Origin of the sequence: Shewanella sp. MF05960 (assembly GCF_050849305.1) — a bacterium.
Lineage (GTDB): Bacteria > Pseudomonadota > Gammaproteobacteria > Enterobacterales > Shewanellaceae > Shewanella.
In genome coordinates this window covers 13601-36463 of sequence record NZ_JBOZPS010000020.1, presented here as the reverse complement: position 1 = coordinate 36463, position 22863 = coordinate 13601, and the positions used below count along the sequence as shown (strand labels likewise).

Annotated in this window: 23 protein-coding genes, 1 pseudogene and 1 riboswitch; of the genes and pseudogenes, 17 read left to right on the top strand and 7 right to left on the bottom strand. The window is 43.9% G+C overall.

All coding sequences use genetic code 11. From position 1 onward, the window contains the following. Positions 1-72 precede the first annotated feature (72 nt). Both ACROAE_RS17260 and ACROAE_RS17255 read left to right on the top strand, forming a co-directional pair. A complete protein-coding gene (locus tag ACROAE_RS17260; protein ID WP_432404099.1) occupies positions 73-765 on the top strand; it encodes an MOSC domain-containing protein in 693 nt (230 codons plus the stop codon). A gap of 63 nt (positions 766-828) precedes the next feature. Then, positions 829-1188 carry a DUF4870 domain-containing protein gene (locus ACROAE_RS17255; protein WP_432404096.1) on the top strand — a complete coding sequence of 120 codons (360 nt, stop codon included), beginning with the start codon at positions 829-831 and terminating at the stop codon, positions 1186-1188. A 94-nt stretch (positions 1189-1282) separates the two neighbouring features. Here ACROAE_RS17255 and ACROAE_RS17250 read toward each other — a convergent pair whose 3' ends face one another. Next, positions 1283-3202, bottom strand: a complete 1920-nt coding sequence (locus tag ACROAE_RS17250) for a methyl-accepting chemotaxis protein (protein WP_432404093.1) — start codon at positions 3200-3202, stop codon at positions 1283-1285. A gap of 235 nt (positions 3203-3437) precedes the next feature. Next, complete coding sequence (locus ACROAE_RS17245) at positions 3438-5087, bottom strand: electron transfer flavoprotein-ubiquinone oxidoreductase (RefSeq protein ID WP_432404090.1); 1650 nt, start codon at positions 5085-5087, stop codon at positions 3438-3440. Positions 5088-5319: 232 nt separating this feature from the next. Further along, positions 5320-5452: riboswitch (molybdenum cofactor riboswitch) on the top strand. Here ACROAE_RS17245 and moaA point away from each other — a divergent pair. The 11 genes from moaA (at position 5440) to ACROAE_RS17190 (ending at position 13827) form a co-directional block, all read left to right on the top strand. Then, positions 5440-6420: a GTP 3',8-cyclase MoaA gene (moaA, locus tag ACROAE_RS17240; protein ID WP_432404087.1), complete on the top strand. Its 981-nt coding sequence runs from the start codon at positions 5440-5442 to the stop codon at positions 6418-6420. It overlaps the preceding riboswitch by 13 nt. A 112-nt stretch (positions 6421-6532) precedes the next feature. Continuing rightward, positions 6533-6964, top strand: a complete 432-nt coding sequence (moaC, locus tag ACROAE_RS17235) for a cyclic pyranopterin monophosphate synthase MoaC (RefSeq protein ID WP_432404232.1) — start codon at positions 6533-6535, stop codon at positions 6962-6964. Between the two features lie 49 nt (positions 6965-7013). Continuing rightward, positions 7014-7262, top strand: a complete 249-nt coding sequence (gene moaD, locus ACROAE_RS17230) for a molybdopterin synthase sulfur carrier subunit (protein ID WP_432404084.1) — start codon at positions 7014-7016, stop codon at positions 7260-7262. 2 nt (positions 7263-7264) lie between these two features. Then, complete coding sequence (gene moaE / locus ACROAE_RS17225) at positions 7265-7726, top strand: molybdopterin synthase catalytic subunit MoaE (protein WP_432404081.1); 462 nt, start codon at positions 7265-7267, stop codon at positions 7724-7726. Between the two features lie 120 nt (positions 7727-7846). Next, positions 7847-8680, top strand: a complete 834-nt coding sequence (gene modA / locus ACROAE_RS17220) for a molybdate ABC transporter substrate-binding protein (RefSeq protein WP_432404079.1) — start codon at positions 7847-7849, stop codon at positions 8678-8680. Continuing rightward, positions 8680-9360, top strand: coding sequence for a molybdate ABC transporter permease subunit (gene modB, locus ACROAE_RS17215; protein WP_432404072.1), 681 nt, complete (start codon positions 8680-8682; stop codon positions 9358-9360). The genes modA and modB overlap by 1 nt, the downstream gene beginning before the upstream one ends. Further along, positions 9341-10459, top strand: coding sequence for an ABC transporter ATP-binding protein (locus tag ACROAE_RS17210; protein ID WP_432404067.1), 1119 nt, complete (start codon positions 9341-9343; stop codon positions 10457-10459). The genes modB and ACROAE_RS17210 overlap by 20 nt, the downstream gene beginning before the upstream one ends. A 187-nt stretch (positions 10460-10646) precedes the next feature. Continuing rightward, a complete protein-coding gene (locus ACROAE_RS17205) occupies positions 10647-11108 on the top strand; it encodes a hypothetical protein (protein ID WP_432404062.1) in 462 nt (153 codons plus the stop codon). 7 nt (positions 11109-11115) lie between these two features. Beyond that, positions 11116-11799, top strand: coding sequence for a response regulator transcription factor (locus tag ACROAE_RS17200; RefSeq protein ID WP_188958739.1), 684 nt, complete (start codon positions 11116-11118; stop codon positions 11797-11799). Positions 11800-11866: 67 nt separating this feature from the next. Continuing rightward, positions 11867-13108, top strand: coding sequence for a sensor histidine kinase (locus ACROAE_RS17195; protein WP_432404228.1), 1242 nt, complete (start codon positions 11867-11869; stop codon positions 13106-13108). 41 nt (positions 13109-13149) lie between these two features. Next, positions 13150-13827 carry a TIGR01621 family pseudouridine synthase gene (locus tag ACROAE_RS17190; RefSeq protein ID WP_432404058.1) on the top strand — a complete coding sequence of 226 codons (678 nt, stop codon included), beginning with the start codon at positions 13150-13152 and terminating at the stop codon, positions 13825-13827. Positions 13828-13871: 44 nt separating this feature from the next. On the opposite strand, the gene ACROAE_RS17185 is transcribed toward ACROAE_RS17190, so the two are convergent. After that, positions 13872-15056 (bottom strand): diguanylate cyclase, encoded by a 1185-nt coding sequence (locus ACROAE_RS17185; protein ID WP_432404052.1) that lies wholly within the window; start codon positions 15054-15056, stop codon positions 13872-13874. A 200-nt stretch (positions 15057-15256) separates the two neighbouring features. On the opposite strand from ACROAE_RS17185, the gene ACROAE_RS17180 reads away from it, so the two are divergent. Both ACROAE_RS17180 and ACROAE_RS17175 read left to right on the top strand, forming a co-directional pair. Continuing rightward, positions 15257-15430 carry a YqaE/Pmp3 family membrane protein gene (locus ACROAE_RS17180; protein WP_432404049.1) on the top strand — a complete coding sequence of 58 codons (174 nt, stop codon included), beginning with the start codon at positions 15257-15259 and terminating at the stop codon, positions 15428-15430. 118 nt (positions 15431-15548) lie between these two features. Beyond that, on the top strand, positions 15549-15722 hold the full coding sequence (locus ACROAE_RS17175; protein WP_432404046.1) for a DUF2986 domain-containing protein: 174 nt from the start codon (positions 15549-15551) through the stop codon (positions 15720-15722). A 66-nt stretch (positions 15723-15788) separates the two neighbouring features. On the opposite strand, the gene moeB is transcribed toward ACROAE_RS17175, so the two are convergent. Together moeB and moeA are read right to left on the bottom strand one after the other, a co-directional pair. Continuing rightward, positions 15789-16559, bottom strand: coding sequence for a molybdopterin-synthase adenylyltransferase MoeB (gene moeB, locus ACROAE_RS17170; protein ID WP_160055487.1), 771 nt, complete (start codon positions 16557-16559; stop codon positions 15789-15791). 7 nt (positions 16560-16566) lie between these two features. After that, entirely contained in the window at positions 16567-17820 is a 1254-nt protein-coding gene (gene moeA, locus ACROAE_RS17165; RefSeq protein WP_432404043.1) for a molybdopterin molybdotransferase MoeA, read from the bottom strand. A 150-nt stretch (positions 17821-17970) separates the two neighbouring features. On the opposite strand from moeA, the pseudogene ACROAE_RS17160 reads away from it, so the two are divergent. Both ACROAE_RS17160 and ACROAE_RS17155 read left to right on the top strand, forming a co-directional pair. Continuing rightward, positions 17971-18255 (top strand): annotated as a pseudogene (locus ACROAE_RS17160) (GIY-YIG nuclease family protein); the annotation flags it as partial. Between the two features lie 50 nt (positions 18256-18305). After that, the gene (locus ACROAE_RS17155; protein ID WP_432404039.1) at positions 18306-19175 is read left to right on the top strand and encodes a hypothetical protein; all 870 of its coding nucleotides are present in this window, start codon (positions 18306-18308) and stop codon (positions 19173-19175) included. A 44-nt stretch (positions 19176-19219) separates the two neighbouring features. On the opposite strand, the gene ACROAE_RS17150 is transcribed toward ACROAE_RS17155, so the two are convergent. Then, the gene (locus tag ACROAE_RS17150; RefSeq protein WP_432404224.1) at positions 19220-21004 is read right to left on the bottom strand and encodes a M14 family metallopeptidase; all 1785 of its coding nucleotides are present in this window, start codon (positions 21002-21004) and stop codon (positions 19220-19222) included. Between the two features lie 220 nt (positions 21005-21224). Next, entirely contained in the window at positions 21225-22781 is a 1557-nt protein-coding gene (locus ACROAE_RS17145; protein WP_432404036.1) for a phosphoenolpyruvate carboxykinase, read from the bottom strand. Positions 22782-22863 lie beyond the last annotated feature (82 nt).

Here is a 22863-nt window from a genome sequence, read left to right as displayed (position 1 = left end):
TAGTAAGGCTTTTTTTTGTCCGAAAATTGGGTATATTGACTGTACGTTGAAATGTCAGCAGGGATAAGCGGGATGAATAAAAATTGGGTTAATCGTATTTCGGGTTTGTATTTAGGTGACCAAGTGCAGATGCACAATGGGGTAGCCAGCTGTATTAACCAAAAGCATTCCGTAACACAACTAACTGTGCTATTTGATCGCGTCGTCGGTAATTGTGAAGCCGATCCTAAGCACCATGGTGGTTTAGACCGAGTATTACATCATTTTCCCCGTGAACATTATGGCCAATATCGCCGCTGGGATTTAATGTCGAGCTTTAAAGATGCACCGTTAATGGGTGAAAACATTAGTACTGTGGGTGTAAAGGAAACACACGTTAACATTGGTGATATTGTGCAAATTGGTGATGTGACCTTGCAAGTGACTCAACCGCGTTCGCCTTGTTTTAAACTTAACTTGCAGTTTGAACACCCTAAATTTGCCCTAGCAATGCAAGAGAGCCGCATGTGTGGTTGGTTTTATCGAGTGTTGTCAGAAGGGGTTATTCGCCCCAGTGACAGTATTTGCTTAATCGAGCGTAAAACGGACATTAGTATTGCCAAGGCAATGCAAATTTACTTTTTGCCTGAGTTTGATGCCGAGCAGTATCAAACTTTACTTAATTGTGAAGGCCTAGCTCAAAGCTGGGTAGAATCACTGCAACGAAGAATTGAACAACACAATATAGAAGACTGGGCAATGCGCTTATACGGTAAAGCCAGTTAATTAAGCAGTGCTTGTATGCTGCTCACACCATGTTGATAATAATAAAATGATAAGGAATATCTGATGTCTGATCCCTCGTTCGAAGTCACTAAGCCAGCCAGAGACATGGGGTTATTGATCCATGCAGCAAGCTTTGCGGGTTATGTGTTTCCATTTGGTAGCGTATTAGGTCCTTTGATTGTGTGGTTGATGAAACGAGATGAGTTTGAGTTTGCCAATCAGTGCGGTAAAAATTGTCTTAACTTCAAATTGAGTTTAATGATTTATGCGATGATTTCAGCTGTTTTGATATTGGTTGGCGTTGGGGTGTTATTGCTAGCAGGCTTGGCATTATTAGATATTATTTGTACGATTATCGCGATAGTCAAAGCCAGTGACGGCATTGCTTACCAATATCCGTTGTCGATTAAGTTTTTGAAATAGCACCTCAAGATGATAAAAATAATGCCACTCAATGAGTGGCATTATTTATTTACGAGCTATTGAGTGTTTGCTGGTTGCAAACACTCAAGTGAGATTACACCTTAAATCGTGCCACTAAGACGTCTAGTCGGCTTGCGAGTTTGTTCAATGCTTTACTTGCCTCTGCGGCCGCTTGCGCTGTGTCAGAAGTACGTTGAGTAATATCGTTAATCTCAGTCACGTTGCGGTTAATGTCTTCAACCACAGTAGATTGCTCTTCTGTTGCTGCCGCGACTTGGATGTTCATGTCGCTGATAAGGGCAATCCGCTCGCTAATACCGCTTAATGATTGGCTGGCTTCATCTACCGCAGTCACACCTTCTTTTGAACGGCTGCTCGATTGTGCCATAGCACTTACTGCGCGGCCTGCTTCTGATTGCAGCTTATCAATCATAGTTTGTACTTCATTGGTCGATGCTGCTGTACGTGATGCAAGGTTACGAACCTCGTCAGCCACTACGGCAAAACCTCGGCCAGCTTCACCAGCGCGAGCCGCTTCAATCGCGGCGTTCAATGCAAGTAAGTTGGTTTGTTCTGAAATTGCGCGGATAACATCTAAAATACTGCCAATCGATTTAGTGTGAGTCGCTAGAGACTCAATGACTTCACCAACCTGGGCAACATCTTTAGATAGCTGATTAATGGTTGAACGTGCACGAGTCACCACTTTTTGACCATCAACAGATTCTGTATCAGCATCGCGAGCGGTTACTGCTGCTTGTGCTGCATTAGCGGCAATTTCATTGACCGTGGCGCCCATTTCATTAATGGCAGCAACAACCATCATGGTGCGGTCTTTTTGTAAATGGCTGTCGTCAAGTGTTTGATGTGCTTGATTTGATACATCAATTGCCGACAAACCCAGTTGTTGGCTGGTTTCAGAAACCTCAATAACGGTTTCCTGGATTTTGCTAATAAAGCTATTGAAGCCACGGGCCAATTGGGCTATCTCATCGTCGCCATTTACCGGTAAGCGCTGGCGTAAATCACCTTCACCTTCGCCAATGTTTCTGAACATTTCAGCAACTTGAGCAATAGGGCGGCTAACCGAACCGGCAACAAGAATGGCAATCGCAATGAATACACCAGCAATTAACACTGTCCATAACAGGATTTGATAAGCCGATTCTTCAAGTAAGGCAAACACTTCAGCTTCAGGCACTTGCGCAACTAAATACCAATCCATCGATTTAATGTAGCTACTGGCGATTAACATGTCTTCGCCGTTAACATTGGCTTTAACGAGGTTAAAATCATTCTTGTTGAGTAAGCCGTTAGTATTGGCGTTAGGGTATAAATTAGCTAACGTTGCCTTACCAACTTTTTGCGTATCTTGATGCAACTGAACTTTACCACTGGCATCAATAAGGTACACGAAACCAGTATCTTCAATTTTAAATGACGACAGTAAATTTACCATATCTGCTAGCGATTTGGCTAAGCTGACCATGCCTCTGCCATTAGGTTGCTGGTGGCTAATAAACAGTTTTACTTCACCAGTAGCTTCAGTGTAAACGCTTAACATTCGCTCTTTTTTACTATCCCGGTAATCAAAGAACCATGCATCTTGTTGTTGGTTTAAAATACGTAAAAAACCATCCTGAGTATAGTAAGCACCTGTGTCACGGTCTGCGTAAGAGGCTTGCACTAAATCGAATTGATTTTGCATGTCTTTGAGCTGAGCGGTAACTAACGCCTCTTGGCTTGCTGGACGACCTTCTTCAAGCCATGCGCCTAACATGCGGCTGTTAGCCAGCTGCTCGGCAGCATGAATTAAGCTACTGATCTGGAGATCGATTTCATTACGTATTTGCATGACTAAGCTCGGCATTTCTGATTCAAGCATGCGTTGCTCAACCACTTGCTTCGCACTTCGCTGACTTAGCAACCCAACTAACATGGTTGATAGCAGCACAGCAAATGCTACCGTGAGCAAGATTTTTTGCTTAATGGTAAGGGTGTTAAATGTATTCATCTACAACGGCCTCTAGAAGTTTCTCTTGGTTATATCGGTCACAATGGCAATAAATTGATGGTTATTTTGTATTTATTACTAAAGTACAAAATCGTGAATGGTGTAGGTCTTTGTGATGTTATGACGCTAATGATAGTCGAAAAAATAAAAAAAACGCACCTATTTTTAGGTGCGTTTTTTTGACAGTAGCCAAATAATTAACGATTGGCGAACAAAGAGTTATCAACTAAATCGTTTACATGTTTGGATAGTTTGGTCCGCCGCCGCCTTCAGGGGTTACCCAGGTAATATTTTGGCTTGGATCTTTAATGTCGCAGGTTTTACAGTGAATACAGTTTTGACCATTAATGACAAACTTTTTCTCGCCAGCATCTTCGACGACTTCATAAACACCCGCAGGGCAATAACGCTGTGCTGGCTCGTCAAATTTGACTAAGTTTACCGAGATGGGAATGCTTTGGTCTTTTAAGTGTAAATGGCAACGCTGGCCTTCTTCATGGTAGGTGTTCGACAAATACACCGACGATAATTTATCAAAGCTGAGTTTTCCATCTGGCTTTGGATAATCAATCTTGCTGTATTCGCTCGCTAAACCCATTGAAGCGTAATCTGGCGTTGTGTCGCGGAACGTTACAGGGAACTTACCGCCAAACCAGTTTTGGTCGATATAGTTAAATGCGCCACCGACAATAGTGCCAAACTTATGTAAAGCTGGGCCAAAATTACGTGATTGATAGAGTTCTTCATGAAGCCAGCTTTCTTCGAAGCGCTGCTGGAAACAATCTAGATCTTTACCGCCCTCTAAGCCGGCAATTAACCCTTCACCTAGGGTGGTCGCAGCAATTATTCCGCTTTTAATTGCCGTGTGCGTGCCTTTAATTTTAGCAAAGTTCAGGGTGCCAGCATTACAACCAATGATTAATCCACCAGGGAAGCTCATTTTAGGCAGAGAGTTTAAACCACCTTTAGCAATTGCTCTGGCACCATAAGTTAAGCGTTCACCACCAGTGAGCGTTTGGGCAATCACTGGATGCGTTTTATAACGCTGAAACTCGTCAAATGGGCTTAAATGTGGATTTTTATAGCTTAAATCGATAATTAATCCCACGGCGACCTGGTTGTCTTCCATGTGATATAAAAATCCGCCACCAGACGAGCCATTCACTAATGGCCAGCCGCCAGTATGGACCACTTTACCTTGCTGATGCTGCTCGGCAGGGATTTTCCAAATTTCTTTAAACCCTAAGCCGTAATGCTGAGGGGTTTTGCCATTGTCTAAATGGTATTTCTGAATAAGCTGTTTACCAAGGTGGCCGCGGCAACCTTCGGAGAATACGGTGTATTTAGCATGCAACTCCATGCCTGGCATATAGCTGTCTTTAGGTTGACCGTCTTCGCCGACACCCATATCGCCAATGAGAATACCTTTAACGCTGTTGTCTTCATTAAACAGCAGTTCACTGGCAGCAAAACCTGGGAAAATCTCAACACCCATGGCTTCTGCGCGGTTCGCTAACCAACGTGCGAGGTTACCTACACTAATAATGTAGTTACCTTCGTTATGCATGGTTTTCGGCACTAAGCTATTAGGCATTAAGCGTGATTTAGTGTCTGAATTGAGTAAGTAAATCTCGTCGTGGCTGACTTTGGTGTTTAGCGGAATATCTGAGTCGCGCCAGTCGTTGAATAATTCATCTAACACGTCTGGTTGGAATACTGCACCCGATAAAATGTGGGCGCCCACTTCCGAGCCTTTTTCTACCACACAAACGGTGATTTCTTTTTCGGCATCTTTTGATATTTGCATTAAACGACAAGCGGTAGCTAAACCTGCTGGGCCAGCACCGACAATTACGACGTCGAACTCCATTGACTCGCGTTCCATGTTCTCACCTTTCAAAGTATCCCGTTCATCGCGGGTTTATTGTTTTTCTATAACGATAGTTAAACGATCGTTTATCCTTTTACTCACCTTACCGCAAAATTCACTTTTGTCACAGTAGCAAACACAATCTTATCTACGTGAGTCGAGTCACAAATAGTAAACGATGTAAGCATTTCGAATAAGATATTCGCCTAAAGGGGTATTTGTAAAACCATAAATAGGCCTATAATTAAGCCTGACGGTTCTCCGAGCTTTTTGCCCTACGTCAATGATATGGGCATTTAGCCGTGGTAATTTTGCCACCGGGGTGAGTAAAGAAATGCACTTACCTCCCACACTTGGAAAGGTTAACATGTCCCAGTTACAAGACAATTTTGGTCGACGTTTTCATTATTTACGTATGTCAGTTACTGATGTGTGTAATTTTAAATGCACTTACTGCTTGCCTGACGGCTATCGCCCTGATGGTAAACCTACGTTTTTAACGCTCAACGAAATTGAAAATCTCGTTGCTGGTTTTTCTGCTGTGGGTACGCAAAAAATTCGCATCACTGGTGGTGAGCCCACCCTCCGTAAAGACTTTACCGATATCGTACGTATTGTTGCTAACACTCCCAATGTCAATACAGTGGCAATGACGACTAATGGTTATCGTTTACAGCAACATGCTAAAGAATGGTATGACGCTGGTTTGCGCCGTATCAATGTGTCGGTTGATAGCTTAGATCCTAAAATGTTTTACCAAATTACTGGCGAGAATAAATTCGACCAAGTTATGCGCGGTATTGACGCTGCACTTGAGGCGGGTTTTGAGCGAGTAAAAGTGAACGCCGTGTTACTTAAAGGCTTAAACGATAAGGATTTACCGCGTTTTTTACAGTGGATTAAAAACACGCCTATTGATTTACGTTTTATTGAGTTGATGGAAACCGGTTTAGGTCACGACTACTTCAATGCGCATCATTTAGCGGGTGTAGACATTAAAAAGCAACTTGAGCAAAACGGTTGGTTATACGATTTACCCAGTGTTGATGATGGTCCTGCGCAAAACTTCAGTCACAGTGATTATCAAGGCCGTATTGGTCTTATTATGCCGTACGCCAAAAACTTTTGTGCCAGCTGCAATCGCTTAAGAGTGTCAGCTAAAGGTAAGTTGCACTTGTGCCTATTTACTGAAAATGGCGTGGATTTACGTGACTTGCTGCAAGATGCCTCTGCGCGTGATGAGTTAATTTCGCGTTTACATGGGCAGTTAGCACAAAAGAAAGAAACTCACTTTTTGCATCAGGGCATTACTGGTGTCACTAAGCACCTTGCCTCTATCGGTGGTTAATCGCCACCTTTCTTCGTTTAACGTGCGTCACTAACCTGCAAATTCTATTTGATAAGGTATTCATATCATGAGTAATCGTTTTACCCACATTAATGCCGATGGCAATGCTCACATGGTCGATGTGACTGAAAAAGCAGTCACAGAACGTGAAGCTAGAGCTGAAGCGTTTATCGATATGGCGCCAGATACATTGGCAATGATTATGAGTGGCAGCCACCATAAAGGCGATGTGTTTGCGACGGCTCGCATTGCCGGTATTCAAGCGGCTAAAAAAACCTCTGATCTTATTCCGTTATGTCATCCATTAATGCTCACTAAGGTAGAAGTCGATCTTGAAGCTCAGCCTGAGCATAACCGCGTGCGTATCACGAGTTTATGTAAACTGTCTGGTAAAACCGGTGTTGAAATGGAAGCGCTAACGGCGGCATCTGTGGCGGCATTAACCATTTACGATATGTGTAAAGCGGTGCAAAAAGACATGATTATTTCGCAGGTGAGGCTACTTGAAAAACGCGGCGGAAAATCTGGCCACTTTACAGCCTAGTCGCTAGTGTAAGTTATTTATTATCGATTAAATGCATTGAGAGACCACTATGATCCAAGTATTATTTTTTGCGCAAATCCGTGAGTTACTCGGTACTGCGAAAGTGGAGCACAGTAGCGCCAATATCCATACCGCAGAACAGCTTCGCGCCGCATTGGCTGCCACCGACGACAAATGGGCTAAAGTGCTCGCATCAGACAAACTGTTAGTTGCGGTTAACCAAACAATTAGTCAATGGGATGCACCCGTGAAAGCAGGTGACGAAGTCGCATTTTTCCCTCCTGTAACAGGAGGTTGAGTATGAACGCAGTAACAACGGTACGTGTGCAAACTGAAGATTTTAACGTAGCAGATGAATACTGCTTATTGGCTAACGATAACCAAGATGGTGCTGTGGTAAATTTTATCGGCAAAGTGCGCGATTTTAATGATGGCAGTGTGGTCACAGACTTAACGCTTGAGCATTATCCGGGCATGACTGAGTCGGTTTTAGCACAAATTTGTCAGCAAGCTCGTGAACGTTGGCCGTTAAATAAAGTCACCATTATTCATCGCGTTGGTACAATGGCGTTGGGTGAGCAAATTGTGTTTATCGGTGTCACGAGTGCTCACCGTAAAGCCGCGTTTGCTGCATGTGAATTTTTAATTGATTTTTTAAAGACCAAGGCCCCTTTTTGGAAGCTTGAAGCCAACGATGCGGGCAGCAAATGGGTCGAAGCTCGTGACAGTGATGAACAGGCTGCTAAAATGTGGCAAAAGTGATGTCGTGAACATCAGTTGTGCGCTGCTGAACTCACTTTTTTGCGAGCGAATGCAACAGTCATTACAATTTAACCATCGCACTTAAATGATAGTGTCGCTCAACCATAGGGTCGGCTATACATGTCTTTCTTTACGTTATCTATAACGCGTTTAATACGCCAAAGTGCTGTTGTTGCAACGTTAGCGATAAGTTGTTTGAGTCTTATTCTCCCTGTATCAGTTACCCATGCGGCAGAGGCTCCCGCTATTGCCGCTGCGGCAAACATTAAGTTTGCCTTAGATGATATCGCTAGCCAATTTGAGCAACAAACAGGTCTAAGTGTACGCATCAGTTACGGCTCATCGGGCAATTTTGTCACTCAAATTCAACACGGCGCTCCCTTTGAAATGATGCTCAGTGCCGATGAGTTTTATATTGAACAATTACATAAAGCCGGTTATACCCAAGATGCAGGGGTTATTTATGCGATTGGCCGTTTAGCGCTTGCTGCACCAAAAAAATCAGAGCTGATTCTTGATCCTGATTTAGTCGGGTTAGGGCAATTTATTACTGATGGCAAACTCACTCGCTTTGCCATTGCCAACCCTGATCATGCTCCTTATGGTGAGCGCGCTCGTGAAATCTTAAAAGCTAAAGGCTTGTGGGATGCAGTGCAACCTAAACTGATCCTTGGCGAAAATGCCTCACAAGCGGCACAATTTACCATCAGCGGTTCAACTCAAGGAGGCATTGTGCCTTTGTCGTTGGCACTAGCGCCGCAATTTATCAAAATGGCTAATTATGTGGTGATCCCCGATGATTTATATCAACCGCTGACTCAACGCATGGCGTTAATGCCAAATGCCTCAGAAACCACAGAGCGGTTTTATCAATATATGCAAAGCCCGCCAGCCCAGAAAATCTTAAGTGAATTTGGATTTAACTTACCTAATGCTACAGCGATGCACGACTAATGGATTGGCAAGCATTATGGTTGTCGGTCAAGTTAAGCTGCTTTACCGTTTTATTTTTGATCCCGTTAGCCATACTGGTCGGCCGAGGTTTGGCCTATTATCAATTTCGCGGTAAGTCTTGGCTAGAAGCCTTAATTCTGGTGCCATTGGTATTGCCTCCTACTGTAATTGGTTATTATTTGCTGGTGGGCCTGGGCAACCAGAGTGTTATAGGTCACTACGTTGAACAGATTTTTGGTCAACAGTTAGTGTTTCAATTTTCCGGCCTTGTTATCGCATCGATTTTAGTCAATATCCCGTTTGCTGTGCAGCCGATACAGCGTGCTTATGAAACCATTCCAATTGATATTCGTGATGCCGCCGCCTGCTGTGGTATGAGCCGGTTACGGATTTTTATCAAAGTTGAGTTACCCATGGTATGGCCTGGTGTGTTAACCGCATTAGTGTTGTGCTTCTCCCATGTATTGGGTGAATTTGGCGTGGTATTGATGCTCGGTGGCAATATTGCCGGTGAAACCAAAACGATCTCAATCGCCATTTACGATAGCGTGCAAGCGTTTGACTTTGATTCTGCGGGAATGATGTCGTTAGTATTGCTGGTGTTTGCGGTGAGTGCACTTGCATTAACCACCAGTATGTCACGGCGTTTAGGAGGGCATAATGGTACCTCGCAACGCTGATTTAGTGTGTCATATTAGCCAAGAATCACCGATACCATTAGCTGCAAACTTCACCTGTAAAGCTGGTGAGGTGCTCGCAGTGGTAGGGCCGTCAGGTGGTGGCAAAACCACCTTGTTGAGAATGATAGCTGGGTTAACTACACCTAAAGATGGTCAGATTCGATGCGGGGACGCCCTTTGGTTTGATGCTAAAACGTCGCTTTCGTTAACCCCACAACAACGTCATATTGGCTATATGCCGCAACATTTTGGTTTATTTCCGCATTTGTCGGCATTAGATAATGTGATAGCCGGGCTTGACCATGTGCCAAAGGCATTACGCAAGCAGCGTGCGTTAGATTGGTTAGAGCGGGTTAACCTTCATGGCTTGCCAGATAGGTTGCCTGCACAGCTTTCAGGTGGTCAGCGTCAACGTGTCGCGTTAGCGCGTGCCTTAGCTCGTGAGCCTTCAATATTATTGCTTGATGAACCCTTTTCAGCGGTAGACCGTGAAACGCGTGAGCGCTTATACATTGAACTTGCAAGATTAAAGCAACAGCTGTCAATCCCAGTGGTTATGGTCACGCACGATATTCATGAGGCCTTATTATTAGCCGATAAAATGATGCTGATAAGCCAAGGTAAAATGTTGCAACAAGGCAAACCATTTGAGGTATTGTCTCATCCACATGATGAGGCCGTGGCAAGGCAAATGGGCTTACGTAATATTTTTGATGGCCAAGTCGTTGAGCAAGACATTGAACGCAATATGACGTGGTTTAAGCTGGGTGATGAATTAATTGTTAGTGACAGCGCTCCTGCGCTCGTCAATGGCCAAGCCATTCGTTGGGTTATTCCCAATCAAGGTATCCGTTTTAATGCCATTAGCAGTGGCCGTTTATGCAAAAGCATTAATAAGCTCGATGTATTAATTGAGTCGGTATTAGTGATGGGCGAGTCGTCGCGGGTGATTGCGTCGGTGATTGGTATCGGTTCGGTATTTAATGCTGATGTGCCAACGCATTTGGTTGATAAGCTCGGTTTGCAAGCCGGTATACAAACAACCATCGCTTTAAAGTCCGAGCAAATTCATATCTTAAACGCCCCATCTTCAAGTTAACCTTTGGCGATAACGCCCTGTTTTACGGTATTTATGATCAATTATTAATCTTAGATTTCTTGGGACTTTGGCCGCGGTTAGGTAGAGTAGTGCGGTAATAAAATTTTCATTAATATAGAGGCTAGTGATGGTTCGGTTGCTATTAGCAATATGCTTTCTTCCTTGTGCCGTGATGGCTACTCCATCTATGCATACTTTGTTGATCAATGGCGAGTTTTTAAAGCCAATTGTGGTCATGGAGCAATTAGAACAACAAGACAAAGGCACAATTTGTGACTTTGATGTTGATGTGGAAGAAGGGTTACTCGTTTACAAAATTTCTATGGTTAACGTAGAAACACGTAAAATGAGTAAATATCAGTACCGAGCTTTAGATGGTGTGCTGCTAAATGAAAAATCATCAGTGTATAGCTCTGATGATGTCGGCTCTGTGAGCGCGGCAAAAATGCTCCAAGCCAAGCACATGACATTTTCTGCACTGGTCGCTTTAGCGATTGAAGATCAACAAGGATATTTAACGCAAGCGGAATTGGACCACGATTTATCCATTAGTTATCTCGAACTAAAACTCCTCAATCAAGATAGTAAGAATACCATTGCTTTCGACATTGAAACCTTACGTCCACTTCCACTGCTCAAATGGGATTAAAGACTCTATGACTAAGCGCATTTTATTGGTTGAAGATGACGCCACTACTTTAAAATATGTGGCTGACGGATTTACTGCACAGAAGTATCAGGTAGACAGTGCAACAGATGGTCAAGAAGGCTTAACATTAGCCAAGCACAATCAATATGACTTACTCATTTTAGACCGCATGCTACCTAAGCTAGACGGCTTAACCTTATTGTCGGCATTGCGTACCAGCGGTAATAAAACGCCAGTATTAATCTTGTCAGCACTCAGCCATGTCGATGAGCGTGTTAAAGGCTTACGTGCGGGTGGCGACGACTACATGACCAAACCGTTCGCATTTGCAGAGTTATTGGTGCGTGCAGAAAAGCTGGTACAACGTAATGTTGTAGAGCCAGCCGCAACAGATATTGAAGTTGGCGGCCTGAAAATGGAGCTGCTGACGCGTAAAGTGACACTTGATGACAGTGAGTTAATGCTGCAACCAAAAGAGTTTCAGTTACTCAAGTATTTAATGGAACACCCTAATCAAGTGATTAGCCGTACCCTGCTATTTGAAGCGGTATGGGATTATCATTTTGACCCTCGCACCAATGTTATCGATGTGCATATTGCAAAACTGCGTCGTAAGTTTGAAGAACTTGGGCACGGTGAATTAATTGAAACAGTAAGGGGTGCGGGTTATCGCCTCTGCAAAGGCCATTAAGCCATATCAAAGTAGTGCGTGGCGCATCACGCTTATTTTCTCGACGTTAGTGACCATCTTAATTGTGATGTTGGTATTAAGCCTGTATCGACAATTAGTGATAGAGCAGCAAAACCAGGTTGATAAGCATCTTGCGGCAGAAATGCAGCGCTATCAGCAGCTAGCATTAACGGTTAATCGCCGCAGTTTTGCCGCACAGATCCGCGCCGCCGATCCTAAAACGGCGCTTATCGCCTGGCGTAACAGTGTTGATATGGTCGGGGCATTGACCTTTTTACCTGAAAACATGCCGCAGTTACCTGAAACCAAAGACTTTCCTATCTTTACCGGTGGCCCAGATAAGCTGCACATCTTAACGGGTGGATTAGTGATTACACGTTACGGTCCCGTGCTAATTGCTACGCGAACCGATCACCTCGCAACCCTCATTGAAAAGTTTATCAATGCTGCTTTTTGGGCCGTAGCCTTTACCTTAGGTTTAACGTTGGCGTTGGGTTATATTTTCTCAAAAGCCATTCTTAGACGACTGGTCGAATACAACCGTTTAAGTGAACAAATTGAAGCCGGACATTACGAAACCCGTTTACCTGTCAGTGACAGCCAAGATGAGTTTGACATGTTAGCGCGGCAATTTAACCTCGTGCTCGATACCTTGGAGCAAAACCTACGCGCCGTGCGTGGTGTCACTGATAATATTGCCCATGACTTACGTACGCCGTTATCGCATTTACGTATTGGGATTGAGCAACTTGCTGATAAACCCACTCACCAATTAGCAGATGCGACAGCAGAGTTACTTGAAGAGCTAGATCATTGTTTAGGCACGTTTGATGCGATGTTATCATTAACTCGAATCGAAGAAGGTCAGCAAACGCTTGATTTACAGCCAGTGAGTTTACAACAGATTTGCCAAGATTTATTTGAAATGGCTGATGCCATCGCCGAATCGCGCGATCAAATATTAGAGATTTCGCTGGAAAACGATGTGCACATTAATGGTGATAAATACCTATTATTCCAAGCGCTATTTAATTTAGTCGACAATGCGATTAAGTATTCACCGGTTGGTGCTGCAATTTGCATTAAACAGCGTGGCAAGCATATTCAGATTAGTGATAATGGTCCTGGCATTTTGGATGAAGATAAAGAGCGGGTATTCGACCGTTTAGTTCGTCTTGATCCGAGCCGTCATTACAAGGGCACGGGTTTAGGTTTGTCGATGGTAAAAGCGATTTTATCGCGCCATAAAGCCACTATTTCATTAGATGACAATAATCCTGGATTGTTAGTAAATATTCATTTTAAATAACCCAAGGTTTAGCTGCGGGTATTATCGAGTTGGATTCATCAATGTATCAATTGCTGAGCGAGCAACCTGACTTTATTGTCATCAATAAAGCGCCTCATGTTCACTTTCATAGTCAAGATGGTAATGCAGGCGTTATTGCGCAAGCTGAAGCCGATTTAGGCTATAAGTTGTATCCGGTTCATCGTTTAGATACTCCCACCTCAGGGTTGTTAATCGTGGCTCGTTCGCCACAAGCCGCCAATGTATTTACACAAATGTTCACAGCCCATCAAGTGCAAAAATACTATTTAGCCATTGCATTAGGTAAACCTAAAAAAAAGCAAGGTTGGATTGTCGGCGACATGGCAAAATCTCGCCGCAGTATGTACAAATTACTGCGAACGACAGAAAACCCCGCCATGACGCAGTTTTTTTGCATGGGTATTAGTGAAGGGAAGCGCGCATATCTATTAAAGCCATTAAGCGGTAAGACTCATCAGCTACGAGTGGCATTAGCCAGCATTGGCGTGCCTATTTTAGGTGACACACTTTACGGTAAAGATGCGAGCGATCGTTGTTACTTGCACGCATATAGTTTGTATTTTAACTATTTAGGCCAGCAATATGCCTTCCAGCAATTACCGACTCAAGGCGAGTGGTTTGTCGATACACTATTTATGACGATAGTCGCCGAGCAATGGCAACAACCCGATAGCTTAGCTTGGCCAACGAAAAGCTAGCTTGACCTGCAATATCAGCAAATATTCTATCGGCTATAGCCTATTTATTGAGACGATATTTTCAACTCTTTGGTGCAAATAGTGTTGCGGCCGGTATTTTTAGCAAGGTACATCGCCTCATCGGCTAATTGTAATAACTGCTCTACATTGATGTGGGTTTTGCTGGTCGCATAACCAATGCTTAAGGTGAGATTAATCTCTTGCTGTTGCCACTGTACAGATGTGCTATTGATTTTAGACTGAATTTTCTTGGCAACAATGTTGGCCTCATCAGCATTGGTTGATGGCAGAATAATCAAAAACTCTTCACCTCCGTAGCGGCAAATAAAATCGACTTTGCGTAGTGATTGCTGCAATAACGTCGCGGTATGTTTTAATACGGCATCCCCTGCAATATGGCCATAAGTGTCATTGACCTTTTTAAAGTGATCCAGGTCCAGCACCAATAAGCTATAAGCTGATCCGCTACGCTGCCACAGTGCATCCACTTCATCTAATTTATCGAGTAAGGCGTGTCGGTTCCATAACCCTGTGAGTTGATCTCTATTCACTAAACGAGCCACTTTATACACCAGCCGTGTCAGGGCATTACCGTATAACACTAAGTTAGTGAGCAGCAATAAAATGATATAGCTCCACATGACTATTGGCGCGTTAAGTGTATTGGCGGCAGAGAGTCTGGCCAAATCTTCAGGGTAAAGAAACAGTGCTACAGCTCGGGTGAGAAACAGGGCGCCCATAATAAAAAAAGGCACATTAATTAAAATGGCATAAAACATAGGCATGTGTTTTTTAGCTGTTTTGACGTTATCCAGGCCTGTGAGTGAGATCAACGTGGCCGCGGTGATGCTCATAATAATCACCAGATAAACGGCATACGCCAGAGAAGGCGGAACCAATAACATCAACAAGGCGCAGCTGGTTAACAATACCAGGTCAAACAGATAGGATACCGGACGTTTAAATAAATGCTGGCAACCCCAACGCACCAATGCAAACCCCAATAAAATGGTCATGTCGGCAGTAAACCAGTATAGATAGTCAATGGCTTCGCTGCGTTGCGTGTAGAGCAGCACCCCTCCGACTGTGAGGGTGTTTGCTAGAGCGAAGCGCCAACTGGCTCTAGGAGCAATGCGGAACACGCCTGCGTATATTGCCCATGCAATGGCACAACTGCTACCGATTAAGCAAAAGAATTGAACAAAAATAATACTTTGGTTATGTTCCATATGACCTATCAGTATTGTTGCATTGGCTGGAGAATAGCGCGCTGGGAATTAACCATAGCACATCGTTAATAGAATACCTTGATAAGCGCGTTGTTAAACTGTTTGTAATCTTTATTGTAAATGTGTTGTTTAACAATCTGTATCTTATGCTATTTTTATAATTGTATTCTCTTAATTAAGCAACATAATAAGGATGAAAAATGGACACAAACAAATTATTACTGGTCATCATCGCGATATTGCTACCACCATTAGCGGTATTTTTGAAAAAAGGCTTGGGTAAAGATTTACTGATTAACATATTGCTGTGCTTTTTCTTTTTTATCCCGGGGCTTATTCATGCTTTGTGGGTGGTGTTACAAGAAGATTTATAAACGCTAAGCTGTTTGCTGGCGGTTCAGGGGGTAAGCTAAGTTAAGCGTTAGAATGAATAGAGCCTGAGGGCGTTTGACGCTATAATCGCGCTGGTATTTTGTCGATGATGTGAATTATATGAACCGTAAAAAGAAAATTAACCAAACATTGAAAGCCAAGGCTAAAAAAGCCAACGCCAAGCTACATGCAGCGAATAAAAATCCGTACGTTGCTAAAGCGGATCGTGAACGTTTAGCGCAACAAGCATTAATGTCTACAGAGGCCAACGCCATCGACGTGCCAGTAGAATAATAAAAGCACAAGAGTATTTATTCTCTTGTGCTTTTATTTTGGTTGATTTGGGATAGGTTACGTTTTTTACGCGCCGCAACCGCATACTTTGCATTGCGGTTGTTTTGGTAATGTCATTTGCCTAAACTCCATGGTCATCGCATCAACCATTAACAACTTTCCTGACAAAGCTTGTCCCATCGCGCTAATCACTTTGATGGCTTCCGTTGCCTGAATACAACCAATCATTCCCACCACGGGGGCTAAAATACCCGATTCGACACACGTTAACTGTTGCTCACCAAACAATGCACTAAAACATTGATAACATGGCGTATCAGCTTGATAGTCAAATACGGTTACTGTGCCTTCCATGCGTATAGCCGCCGCAGACACTAATGGTATCTTGTGTTTATAACAGCTCTTATTGAGCTGTTCGCGCACCATAACGTTGTCGGTACAGTCGAGTACCAAGCTGTGCTGACTAACTAACGTGTCGATTTCGGCATCATCTAAAAACGCATTTAATGCATTAATGTTGATGAGCGGATTGAGTTGAGCCAATGTTTGCTTAGCCGAATCGACTTTAGCCTGGCCAATATTGGCATCAAAGTGTAAAACCTGGCGTTGTAAATTGGATAGCTCGACCGTATCAAAGTCGACAATGGTTATTTCCCCTACGCCTGCTACAGCAAGGTATTGGCTAGCTGCACACCCTAAACCGCCGGCTCCAATAATCAATACCTTTGCCAGTTTGAGTTTTTCTTGGCCTTCAATGTCCATTGCTTTAATGGATATTTGACGGCTGTAGCGCAACATCTCGTTGTCGCTCAAAATATCTTGGTCTACAGGCTGCATAATGCTCCTAGCAAAGTACGCTATTAAATGGCTCAACGGTGACGGTATTGCCCTTAGCCAAATCACCTTGATATTGCTCTAAAATGACAAAACAGTTGGCTAAACTCATTGACGTCAACATGCCAGAACCTTGGCCGCCGGTAATCGAAACTTGCAATTCGCCTGACTCATTTTGGCTTAATATGCCACGTTGGTATTCTACTCGGCCGGGTTGTTTACGGATGTCGGTTTGTAATGTCGCTTGGCAAAACAGAGGGGCTTTGGGTGTCAATCCCTGCATTTTATGCAATATAGGCAGAACGAGTTTGTAAAACGTCACCATCGATGACACCGGATTACCGGGTAACCCACAAAAGACTGCATTGCCAATTTTACCAAACGCAAACGGTTTGCCTGGTTTAATGGCTAATTTCCAAAAAGTAATTTGGCCTTCTTCAGATAAAATTTGTTTCGTAAAATCAGCCTCGCCAACAGATACGCCACCTGAGGTGAGCACCATATCGGCTTTACTTGCGGCCTCTTTAAATGCGCCGCGAATGGCTTCTTTATTATCGCTAATTACGCCAAGGTCTACCCATTCAACATTGCTTTTACTCAATAAGCCTTGGATTGAATAGCGGTTCGAATCATAAATTTGCCCAGGAGCAAGTTCGCTGCCAACAGGGCGTAGTTCATCACCGGTAGAGAAAAACGCGACTTTTAATTTACGAGTAACGCGCACCTGGCTAATGCCAATAGTGGCCAGAACGCCCATTTCAGCAGCTCGGATAGTCACGCCGCGATGCAATACTTTAGTGCCGGCTTGTAACTCTTCTGCCCGTTTGCGTACATTAGCGCCTAACTTATGTGGATGGCCGATAGTAATGTTATCGCCGTTAGCTTGAGCGTTTTCTTGCATTTGCACCGTATCATAACCGACTGGTAAAGGGGCGCCAGTCATGATGCGGATACACGTATTAGGCTGCGCTTTACCGTGAAATGGATGGCCTGCAAACGAACTGCCAACTAATGGCAGAGTCGTACTTTCTTGGCTACTGTCTAAATCAGCATACCTAAATGCGAAGCCGTCCATAGCTGAGTTATCAAATGGCGGTAAATCGATACTCGAGGCTAGGTCTTCTGCGAGCACTCTGTCGATTGCATGATTCAGCGTGACAAGTTCAGTGTCTTGCGTGGCCTCTACTTGAGCTAATAATTGCTCAATAGCTTGGTCTGGATGCAATAATGTCGGTTGGGCGCAAGGGTCTTGATTGTTTGGCATCTGAACTTCCTTAATGAATACCTAAGGCACTCTTTTAGTGCCTGAGTTAAAAATGATGTTCGCTATTAATAGCGCTTAGTATGCCATGATGGTAAAAGAGTTTTATGATCATACTTAAGGTTTTTCTCGTTTATGTCACAAACTGAAGCGGTTTCTTCATGGTATTTATACATTATTCGGTGTGCTAATTCGCATTTGTACACTGGGGTAACGACCGATGTTAAGCGTCGATTTGCTGAGCATCAAAGTAGTGGACCCAAGGCTGCCAAGTTTTTAAAAGGTAAAGGCCCGTTAACACTGGTTTATCAAGAGCCACAAATCGATCGCAGTACAGCATTAAAGCGTGAAATTGCCATTAAAAAGATGTCGCGCCAGCAAAAATTACAACTGGTTACACAATTTGCCGCATTAAACACAAATACTGCTGATGACTAATTGTTTTTACGGCTAATCTTGTTAAATCAGATCACTGTGGATTGAAGGTATTGATATATAAATCAGGGCTGTTTTCGATAGTATTGTGTTTATTATCAGTGCAGGTGTGTGCTGAGGATGTCGTACGTATACAACCTTCGCAATCTCTAGATAATACCTCATACCAATATTATGTCGACTTATTGCAATTAGTGCTCGACACCACCTCAGATGAATTTGGTCCTGCGCATATTGTGACGTTGGAATCGTCGCTATCACAATCGCGCGGCTTTGTGATGTTAAAAAATAAGCAGCTAGATGTGTATTGGGCGGGTACTAGCGTTGAGCGTGAACGCGATTATCTTGCGGTGACGGTGCCATTAGTGGGCGGCTTATTGGGTAATCGTGTCCCAGTGATTGCGCGTAATCGCTTAAGTGAGTTTGCCAAGATTACGACGGCAGAGCAATTACAAAAAATGGTTGCTTGCCAAGGTAGCCAGTGGCCAGATTCAGATATTTTGGAGTACAACGGTTACCGGGTTGAGCGGGTGATTTCTTTCCCGTTAATGTACACCATGCTAGAGCAGCAACGTTGTGATTATTTTCCGCGTGGCATTAACGAAGCCTTTGCAGAAGTGGGCGCTCAAGGTCATGAAACATTGATGGTGTATGACAAATTAATTTTACGTTACCCATTACCGATGTACTTTTTTGTGAACAAGCAAAATCAGCCTCTGGCTAAACGTCTTACCCAGGGACTGTTACAATTACTCGCCAATGGCAAATTAAGCGAATTTATTATGCACCATCCCACCACAACCTCCATATTCCCCTTAAGTCGCTTTCAAAATAGCCGAATATTGCTACTCGACAATCCTATTTTGCCGGCCGATTTTTATGAGCGAGAATATAATCATTGGATTGATTTCCCTAAAGAATAAAAGCGCCGAAGCGCTTTTATTCTTTTTAAAACGAGTGAGTTGAGCTATTTCATGGCTCTAAGCACCGGGTAAACCAAGTATTGTTGGTCGTAATACGGACTACGCTGATAAAACCAACGTAATCTAGCTTTACTGTCTTTTGCAAAAGCAGGCTCTTTGAGTGCTTGAGCAAACTCCGTTTGCAATGCCGGATTATCAGCTAACATTTTTGCCGCCAACGGCTCGACTGCATAATCTTCAATGTATTCTGTTTGAGTGAAAATGGTATTGAAAAACCCCCAGTAAAACAGCGAATCCTCAGCCTGCGGCTCTAATAACAACATGGCTAAATCCCCTAAAGGTTGATCGGTTGCAATACGAACGGTTCCTACGGGAAGTTGAGCATTCACTTTGCTAGTCGTGGTTGTGGCCGTAACAGTTTGATGGCCTTCATAATCAGCACTTGAAAAACTGGGGTCGCTAAATTGATATTGCTGCGCAGCAATTTGTGTGGGTTTTTCAAGCCGAGTCATACGAATGCCATGCAGTGATAAACGTTCAATCACTGTGGTCCATTGCGGGGGAATATAATAGGCAACAGGTCGTGAAACAATAATGTCAGCTTTGGTGTTGGCCACCACAGGAATATTGGCATACAGCTTAGGTTCACCTGTCCAGCGTACGACCTCAGTGCCGCTTATTGGGCTGGTTTCAATGCGGTAATCAATGCCTTTAAAATCGCGGCCTTGAGGTAATACTTCACTTTTCCAGGTGAGTGCTAGTTGGCTTGAGTTGCGGTATTTGTCTGCGTAAATGGCTGATTTTAATTTAGTGCTGTTTTTCGCCACCGTTTTTAATGTTTGTTCCAGCATCACATAGGTACCGAGGACACGTTGTTTGTACGGCTTAAGGCTGTGATTTTCGATTAAAATAGTCGGTAAATGACGGGCGTCGCCATAACCATTTGAAAAGCGTGGGCTGGGGTTCCATAACGACACCCCTTTGGCCATGTCGGCATTATCGACAGCAAACACTAACTGCCCTGGAATATGACCTTGCTCAGTGAGTGCAGCTTCTATTGCGGGGCGATAAATCGTCTCTAACCAGTTAAAACTACTAGGGCTATAACCTTGTTTTACGTTGTAGCCAAAAGTGACATCGTACTGGTAGTCAATGCCATCGGTAACATGTACATCAATGTACAAATCGGGTTGCCAAATATTGATGGCGCGGATGAGGTGCTGCATTTCAAGCGCATCCGCTTTGGCATAATCTCGGTTTAAGTTGAGATTATTAGCTGTGGTACGCCAGCCCATATTGATTGGTCCACGCTGATTAACCCGATTGTAATCACTGCTGCGCTCGTGGGCATCAACACTTAATATGGGTACAAATAAAAAATTAACGTTTTCGAGCAGCGCGCGTTTATTGCCATGGCTCATGTCTCTAAGCAGCATCATTCCGGCATCTTTACCGTCGATTTCCCCTGAGTGGATACCGGCTTGCACAAGCACTGTGGCCTTACCATTATCGCTTAACATTTTTGCCGTTTCAGCACCTTCACTTGAGGCGACGATCATCCATATATCACGGCCTTGCGGGCTTTTTCCTAGGCTGACTTTATGCAATAAATCACTACTGTCGACGAGTTTATCTAACCACGCTATGGTGTCGCTGTAGTTTGGTGTACTCAGGTAACCTTGCTGTTCAAAAGGGGTTGCCCAAGGTTGTTCTGCGTTTATGAGAAGGGCTTCACTCGCACCAGACCAGGGTTTGATTGGCGGTAGTATGCTGTCGTTTATAAAGGTATTGGCTTGTTCAATAGCCGTTTGCGCTGTTGGCTGAATCATATCTTCAGCTGCAATACTCAAGGTTGCGCAAAATAACAAAGGGCTAACCCATAAACTAGCAAGCAAAGTTCGGTGCATGAAGACCTCTAGGTAATGATGTTGGGTATAAACTGAAACGGCATCATAGCATTACCATTAACGAATATGAGGCTACACAATAAAAAATCCCAACGTAAGTTGGGATTTCAATGGTGTCTCTCTGGGTTAACCGAGTTGTTGTTTAGACTTTCGGACCAGCCTGCTTAATGGCATCAGAGACGTGATACTTGGCAAAGTTGTCACTGAACTCTTGTGCTAATTGTTGTGCATACTGGTTGTATTGTGCAGCATCGCTCCAGGTGTTAACCGGATTAAGTAGCTTGCTGTCTACGCCTGTTACTGCCACTGGTACATTCAGATTGAGTTTATCGATGTGGACGGTTTCTACATCTTTTAGCTCACCACTAACAATCGCATCGACAATAGCGCGAGTCGTTGGAATGTCAAAACGCTTACCGACACCGTGTGGGCCGCCAGTCCAGCCAGTATTAACTAAGTACACTTGGCTACCAAATGATTCGATACGCTTCATGAGTAGTTCGGCATATACGCCGGCTGGACGTGGGAAAAAGGGCGCGCCAAAACAAGTTGAGAACGTTGACTGAATGGCAGAGGTTGAGCCCATTTCAGTCGAACCCACTTTTGCCGTGTAGCCAGACAAGAAGTGGTAAGCCGCTTGCTCTTTGCTTAATACCGATACTGGCGGTAAAACACCTGACACGTCACAAGTTAAGAAAACGACAGCATGCGGCTCAGCGCCACGATTTTCAACTTTACGTTGAGCAATATGCTCAAGTGGGTAAGCTGCACGGCTGTTTTCAGTTAAGCTAGTGTCGTTGTAGTTAGGTACGCGTTGTTCATCAAGTACCACGTTTTCTAATACCGTACCAAAACGAATCGCATCCCAAATCACAGGCTCATTTTTTTGGCTTAGATCGATACACTTAGCGTAACAACCACCTTCGATATTGAAAACCCCACCTGGCGCCCAACCGTGTTCGTCGTCACCAATTAAAAAGCGCTTAGGATCGGCTGATAGGGTGGTTTTACCTGTGCCAGACAAACCAAAGAATAAGGTGGTATCGCCTTCATGGCCTACGTTTGCCGAACAATGCATTGGTAAAACACCTTTAGCGGGTAGCAAGAAGTTTTGCACTGAGAACATCGACTTTTTCATTTCTCCAGCGTACTTCAAACCAGCAAGCAGCACTTTGCGTTCGGCAAAGTTAAGGATCACGGCCGCTTCTGAGTTAGTGCCGTCACGCTCTGGTTCACACACAAAGCCTGGGGCATTAATAATTTGCCATGTGTCTTTGTTATTACGGTTAAAGACTTCAGGGGTAATGAATAAGTTGCGGGCAAAAATCTGGTGCCATGCATATTCGGTTGTCACCTGAACTGGAATGTAGTGGTCGTCATCGGCACCGACTTCAAGCTCAGACATAAACAGTTCTTTGTCTGCAAGGTAGGCTTCAACACGACCCCATAAGGCATCAAATTTACCGGCATCAAACGGGCGGTTCACTTTGCCCCATTCGATATCAGCTTCGGTAGCGGGGTCTTTAACAATAAAACGGTCGTTAGGTGAGCGACCTGTTCTTTCTCCGGTTTTGGCCACTAATGCACCGTTGGCGGTGAGCTGACCTTCTCCACGAAGTAGCGCGATTTCAACAAGCTGTGCTGTCGTAGGGTTAAGGTTAACGCGGTGTGATAAATCCGCCATAGTGTTGATCTCCATGTCTTTTAGGTCGGGTTTCGCAATGAATCGTTATTATAGGTTTCGCGGTGCTATTTTTAGCTCGGTATTATTATTGCGCGCT

Coding starts and splice junctions, on each gene's coding strand:
- ACROAE_RS17260 (WP_432404099.1), top strand. CDS start 73: ATGAATAAAAATTGGGTTAATCGTATTTCGGGTTTGTATTTAGGTGAC.
- ACROAE_RS17255 (WP_432404096.1), top strand. CDS start 829: ATGTCTGATCCCTCGTTCGAAGTCACTAAGCCAGCCAGAGACATGGGG.
- ACROAE_RS17250 (WP_432404093.1), bottom strand. CDS start 3,202: ATGAATACATTTAACACCCTTACCATTAAGCAAAAAATCTTGCTCACG.
- ACROAE_RS17245 (WP_432404090.1), bottom strand. CDS start 5,087: ATGGAACGCGAGTCAATGGAGTTCGACGTCGTAATTGTCGGTGCTGGC.
- moaA (WP_432404087.1), top strand. CDS start 5,440: ATGTCCCAGTTACAAGACAATTTTGGTCGACGTTTTCATTATTTACGT.
- moaC (WP_432404232.1), top strand. CDS start 6,533: ATGGTCGATGTGACTGAAAAAGCAGTCACAGAACGTGAAGCTAGAGCT.
- moaD (WP_432404084.1), top strand. CDS start 7,014: ATGATCCAAGTATTATTTTTTGCGCAAATCCGTGAGTTACTCGGTACT.
- moaE (WP_432404081.1), top strand. CDS start 7,265: ATGAACGCAGTAACAACGGTACGTGTGCAAACTGAAGATTTTAACGTA.
- modA (WP_432404079.1), top strand. CDS start 7,847: ATGTCTTTCTTTACGTTATCTATAACGCGTTTAATACGCCAAAGTGCT.
- modB (WP_432404072.1), top strand. CDS start 8,680: ATGGATTGGCAAGCATTATGGTTGTCGGTCAAGTTAAGCTGCTTTACC.
- ACROAE_RS17210 (WP_432404067.1), top strand. CDS start 9,341: ATGGTACCTCGCAACGCTGATTTAGTGTGTCATATTAGCCAAGAATCA.
- ACROAE_RS17205 (WP_432404062.1), top strand. CDS start 10,647: ATGCATACTTTGTTGATCAATGGCGAGTTTTTAAAGCCAATTGTGGTC.
- ACROAE_RS17200 (WP_188958739.1), top strand. CDS start 11,116: ATGACTAAGCGCATTTTATTGGTTGAAGATGACGCCACTACTTTAAAA.
- ACROAE_RS17195 (WP_432404228.1), top strand. CDS start 11,867: ATGTTGGTATTAAGCCTGTATCGACAATTAGTGATAGAGCAGCAAAAC.
- ACROAE_RS17190 (WP_432404058.1), top strand. CDS start 13,150: ATGTATCAATTGCTGAGCGAGCAACCTGACTTTATTGTCATCAATAAA.
- ACROAE_RS17185 (WP_432404052.1), bottom strand. CDS start 15,056: ATGGAACATAACCAAAGTATTATTTTTGTTCAATTCTTTTGCTTAATC.
- ACROAE_RS17180 (WP_432404049.1), top strand. CDS start 15,257: ATGGACACAAACAAATTATTACTGGTCATCATCGCGATATTGCTACCA.
- ACROAE_RS17175 (WP_432404046.1), top strand. CDS start 15,549: ATGAACCGTAAAAAGAAAATTAACCAAACATTGAAAGCCAAGGCTAAA.
- moeB (WP_160055487.1), bottom strand. CDS start 16,559: ATGCAGCCTGTAGACCAAGATATTTTGAGCGACAACGAGATGTTGCGC.
- moeA (WP_432404043.1), bottom strand. CDS start 17,820: ATGCCAAACAATCAAGACCCTTGCGCCCAACCGACATTATTGCATCCA.
- ACROAE_RS17150 (WP_432404224.1), bottom strand. CDS start 21,004: ATGATTCAGCCAACAGCGCAAACGGCTATTGAACAAGCCAATACCTTT.
- ACROAE_RS17145 (WP_432404036.1), bottom strand. CDS start 22,781: ATGGAGATCAACACTATGGCGGATTTATCACACCGCGTTAACCTTAAC.